The organism is Paractinoplanes bogorensis (assembly GCF_018829635.1).
GTDB lineage: Bacteria > Actinomycetota > Actinomycetes > Mycobacteriales > Micromonosporaceae > Actinoplanes > Actinoplanes bogorensis.
Genome location: NZ_JAHKKG010000039.1, coordinates 1 through 1,302, shown reverse-complemented (window position 1 = coordinate 1,302; position 1,302 = coordinate 1). Strand labels below are relative to the sequence as shown.

The window sequence follows — 1,302 nt, the reverse complement described above, 5'->3', positions numbered from 1 at the left end:
CAACCGGCATTCCGATCCGCGCGACAGGCTGCGCCCCACGGCGGGCAACCGGCATTCCGATCCGCGCGACAGGCTGCGCCCCACGGCGGGCAACCGGCATTCCGATCCGCGCGACAGGCTGCGCCCCGCGTTGCCCGGGATGACCGCCTGCGCGACACGGTCGACAAGCTGGTTCCGACGCGCGCAGCCAGCGAGTCGGTGCGGTTGAGGGACCTGGCTAAGCGGCGAGTTCGCGCTCGATCGCGGCTGTCAGTTCGGGATCGTCCGGCGTGACGCTGGGGGCGAACCGGCCCACGACCTCGCCCGTACGGGAGATCAGGAATTTCTCGAAGTTCCACTGCACGTCCTGGTCACCGGCCAAGGCGTCGTAGAGCGCGTGGCGCTCCGGTCCCAGCACCGTGATCTTGGAGAACATCGGGAACTGCACCCCGAATGTGCTCGAGCAGAACTCGGCGATCTCCTCGTCGGTGCCCGGCTCCTGGCCCGCGAAGTCGTTGGCCGGGAAACCCAGCACGGAGAAGCCCTGGTCACGCAGCCGCTCGTGGAGCTTCTCGAGGCCCTCGTACTGCGGCGTGAGCCCGCATTTCGACGCGACGTTCACGACGAGCAGCACCTGCCCCGCGTAGTCGCCGAGCGTGCTGCTGCCGCCGGTGATGGTCGTCAGCGGAATCTCTTGGATCGCCGTCATCGCTGGTCCGCTCCTGATGATCTCGACAATTCAGGCCTGGCAAACGCTACATCCGACCGGGGTGAGCCGTCCGCGAGGGTGGCCGCCCGCCATTACGGCGCGGGCCGCCACCAACTCGGGCGTCGGCTGCGTTAGGTCGGATGGTGGAACGTCGTTCGCCCCCGGGCGGCTACTCGCGGCGCGGCGAGTCGGGGCCCTGCGGACCGGGCATGTCGCCGGGCAGACCGGAGTCGTCCGGATGATGCTCGGGAGTGCGTGCCGGTTGGGGCCGCTGTCCGCGCTCGGGCAGGTCGGTCAGGTCGATCGGATGCTCGATGTCGGGCTGGGCGCTCGGTTCACGAACAGTCATGTCAGCCTCCTCAGCGAGACGGATCTGTTCGTTTTAGGCATACCCACCCAAGAGCGACCTAAGCATGGGGACGGGCCGCCCCTTCCGGGGCAGCCCGTCCGCTCAGGTGCACACGCTCAACTGCGCGCGTCGGTCAGCCTGCGCGCAACGCTCAACTACGTGCAGCCGCTCAACTGCGCGCATCGCTCATGTCGCTCAACTGCGCGCAACGCTCAACTACGTGCAGCCGCTCAACTGCGCGCATCGCTCATGTCGCTCAACTGCG

Annotated in this window: 2 protein-coding genes; both read right to left on the bottom strand. The window is 68.2% G+C overall.

Going from position 1 to position 1,302, the window contains the following annotated elements:
- Positions 1–217: 217 nt before the first annotated feature.
- Positions 218–688: a glutathione peroxidase gene (locus tag KOI35_RS46955; RefSeq protein WP_215796321.1), complete on the bottom strand. Its 471-nt coding sequence runs from the start codon at positions 686–688 to the stop codon at positions 218–220.
- A gap of 169 nt (positions 689–857) precedes the next feature.
- A complete protein-coding gene (locus KOI35_RS46950; RefSeq protein WP_215796320.1) occupies positions 858–1,037 on the bottom strand; it encodes a hypothetical protein in 180 nt (59 codons plus the stop codon).
- Between the last annotated feature and the right edge of the window lie 265 nt (positions 1,038–1,302).